This is a genomic window from Mesorhizobium sp. M4A.F.Ca.ET.020.02.1.1 (assembly GCF_004022645.1).
GTDB lineage: Bacteria > Pseudomonadota > Alphaproteobacteria > Rhizobiales > Rhizobiaceae > Mesorhizobium.
In genome coordinates this window covers 1-3,188 of record NZ_RZOI01000689.1, presented here as the reverse complement: position 1 = coordinate 3,188, position 3,188 = coordinate 1, and the positions used below count along the sequence as shown (strand labels likewise).

At 61.8% G+C, this 3,188-nt stretch carries 3 protein-coding genes and 1 pseudogene; 1 reads left to right on the top strand and 3 read right to left on the bottom strand.

Translation table 11 applies throughout. The features are described from left to right. The 3 genes from EN742_RS29380 to EN742_RS29370 form a co-directional block, all read right to left on the bottom strand. Positions 1–586: transglutaminase-like cysteine peptidase (locus tag EN742_RS29380; RefSeq protein ID WP_128333580.1), on the bottom strand; the 586-nt coding region annotated here is incomplete at its 3' end. Positions 587–850: 264 nt separating this feature from the next. Then, complete coding sequence (locus EN742_RS29375; RefSeq protein ID WP_126054354.1) at positions 851–1,468, bottom strand: PilZ domain-containing protein; 618 nt, start codon at positions 1,466–1,468, stop codon at positions 851–853. Between the two features lie 128 nt (positions 1,469–1,596). Next, the gene (locus EN742_RS29370; protein WP_126054355.1) at positions 1,597–2,235 is read right to left on the bottom strand and encodes a PAS domain-containing protein; all 639 of its coding nucleotides are present in this window, start codon (positions 2,233–2,235) and stop codon (positions 1,597–1,599) included. A 654-nt stretch (positions 2,236–2,889) separates the two neighbouring features. Between EN742_RS29370 and EN742_RS29365 the strand changes: the two are divergent. Further along, a pseudogene (locus EN742_RS29365) lies at positions 2,890–3,188 on the top strand (sugar ABC transporter substrate-binding protein); the annotation flags it as partial.

Here is a 3,188-nt window from a genome sequence, read left to right as displayed (position 1 = left end):
CGTCCTCGCGGCCGTCATTGATCGTCACCCAAACGCCCGAATTCTCCGTCGACTGGCGCTTGAGGTAGGTGTAGTCGGTGTCGGTCCAGGCCAGCACCTTGGGTTGAAGATTGTCGAGGATGAACTCGCCAAGGCTGGTGCGCACGGTGAGCACCGCATGGCCGTCGCCGTTCGGCTGCCGCGCCACCGTCATCAGCAGGTCGCCGGCCGGCACGCCGATGTTCATCAGCGCGCGGCGCTTTTCCAGCGCGTAGTCCTCGCAGTCGCCAAAGCCGTTGTCGGGGTAGGACCAGACCTCTTCCTTGCCCCACATCTCCATGTCGGTGCGCGGCGTGATCCTGGTGTTGACGGAATTGTTGATGTTGACGATGGCCGCCCACAGCTTGCGGGTCAGTTCGATCGGCGCCTGCTTCGGCGTCCGTTCCTTGCATTCCTGCGGAAGCTTCTGGCAGAATTCGTAGTGGCCGACCGGCTGGGTAGTGCGACCGCCCGTGTGCATGAAAGCCGGTCCCGCATATGCCGTTGCCCAAGCGGAAAGCTGCATCGCCATTGCCATGAGCAACAGCTTGCCCCTCGTCTTCTTCATTGTTTTAGTCTCCCCGTTTGAGGAGACCATCTCATGACCGGATTTATTTGACGCAAAAACCCGAAGTAGACATTGAGTAAAACGCCAAGAGAATAAGCATAAAATTTGAATTAGTTTGAACTAAAATTCTTACGGCCCTTCGTCGGCCAGGATCTGACGAGCCGACCGTGTCATGCGCAGGGGCAATTCCGGTCGTGTGGGGCGCGAAAAAACAAAACCGGCCGCGATGGGCCGGTTCAGCTGCTGGTCTCGCGGGCCCGTTGCTCAGGCGCGCGGCGTGTTGAACTCGGAATCCAGGGTTTCCGGCCGCTGGATGACGGCGAATTCGACAGCGACACCATCCTCGAAATGACGCACCACCTGGCCGCGCATCGTGCCCAGCATGATCTGCACGCCGATCGCCGGCTTGACGTCGATCTCGACCGCGGCGCCCGAGAGCGACAGGTCGATGATGCGACACTGGTACTGGCGCCCGTCGGTGAGCTGGAGCACGCTCATCGGATTGCGCGGCGCGACGCGTTCGTGGCGGCGGTCTTCCGGCAGGTCGAGCTCGTGCTTGTTGGCAAGCCAGGTCAGCTGCGCGGCAAGCTTGTCCTTCTTGCGGTCCGAGGCGATGACGGTCATGGCGAAGCCGTCCTGCGAGGTGCGGGTCACCACACCCTCGACGCGGCCGATGTGATCGATATAGGCGATGACCTTCTCACCCGGCATGCCGACGCGCTCGGTTCGAAGTGCGACGTTGCCCGGCGACATGTCGATCACCTGGCACGGGTGCTCGGTGCGGTCCTCCAGCATGAAGCGCCCGTAGATCTTGACGCGGACGCGCTGAAAATTACGCCTTTCGGCGCGGGACGGCGCAAAGTCGACCGCCGTTGACCTCATGACTGCCTACACCCCGTTGGCATTCCCCGCGTCAATGCGAGGAATTTCACCGGGAAAACTACAACAATGGAGGTTAACAAAGGGGAAAAGTGGACCCCCTTCGCAGTCGATCCGAATGCTGGAGGTGGCTACTCGCCGCGCCCGCCCTCGAACACCACCAGATGGCGGATGCGACGCGCGCGGCCGAGTGCCGGAAACGTTTCTGGCGGATCGAACTCTGAAGGCACAAGCGAGGGAACATTGATGGCAGGCCGGTTCTTCAGGAACATCGGCTCCTTGTCCGGATCGACGACGCGGATCGAATCGATCAGCGCGTCGGTGATCGGGTCGGCACCCAGCCAGAATGGTCTTTCGGCGGCGCTGATGACACCCAGGCAGCGCGGATTCTCGACGCCGCCGTCGAGCGGCAGGGCAAGCAGTTCGAACTTGTTGGATCGGCCGTTTCCACTGAAGCCCTCATAGGTGATCAGCACCACGGATTTCTGCTCGAAAACGCCGTGGACCAGCCGCGAGACAAGCCGCTGGTCCTTCTCGCGCCACAGCGAGGGGAAGGAGAACCCCTTCAGTTCGCGACCATAGGAGGCGCAAAGCCTGGTGCCGGCCAGCCGGAACACGGCCTCGCCGCGCGTATCCCTTTCCAGGATGAATGTGTCGGCCAAAAGCGACTTGATGTCGGCGGGCTCCACTTCCGAACGCTTCGGGGCGGGGCGCCCATCACGCAGCTGGTTCCAATATTGGAACAGCGTGATCGATCCGTTCTGGTTCATTGTGTGCTCTTTCGCGCAAACTGTCTTTTCATGTCCCATCGGCGAACAGACAGGGCGCCCTCCGATGACCTACATGCGTTGCGGAGCAGGATGCGTGCCAGCATCGTTAACACTTGTTCACGGGTCGGGGACGTTAAGGTTAACAAGTCGTTTACGTTGCGGCCGAGCCCCGCCTGTGGCACACCAAAACCACTCCAGAAGCGGTCGTTTCGCGACGATCGGCAGCACTTCGGTCAAGAGTTTCGGGGAGCAGGGGCTCGACCGGCCGTTCAAGGGGGAACCTTGGACGGCTTCTTTTTTGATTCGCGCATGCAGCGATTCGCGGCCTCTCGACAGGCGACAGCGTGATCCCGTTAACCGAAGCGCGTTCGTGCCGGAACGTTGCAGCAAGCTGGCGTGGCGACCTGAACCGGTCATTGCGTACTGCCCCTGTCCGCGGGTCTCTTCGTCTAGGCCCTCCTGCAAGGGCGGCGCGCATCTGGTCTCCACGGCGGCAGCAACATTTGCCAACGACGCGCTTCGAAAGAGAATAATCTGCGTTCCGGGCGGTTCCGCCGCCGCTGTACCTTTCGCGAATTCGCTCATCGAGGCGCGACGGCGGCGATCCCGCGGTCCGGAGACGTGCCTTGTCGGCGTTACTCCTGGGGAATTCTCATGAAGACTTCTATTCTCGGATTATTTACTGCCGGCCTGCTTGCCTGCGCCGTACCGGTTGGGGCGGCACACGCCGCCGGGGTCGCCGATGCTCCAGCGCCCTTCGACAAGGGCGGCGTGAAGGTGGCGCTCGTCACCTTCATCTCGGCCGGCGATTTCTTCCAGGCCTATCAGGCCGGTGCGGCGAAACAGGCGAAAGCGCTCGACATCGACCTGCAGATCTTTTCCGGCCGGCAGGATGCGGCCGCGCAACGCGACCAGATCGAGCAGGCGATCAATCTCGGCGTCCAGGCCATCAT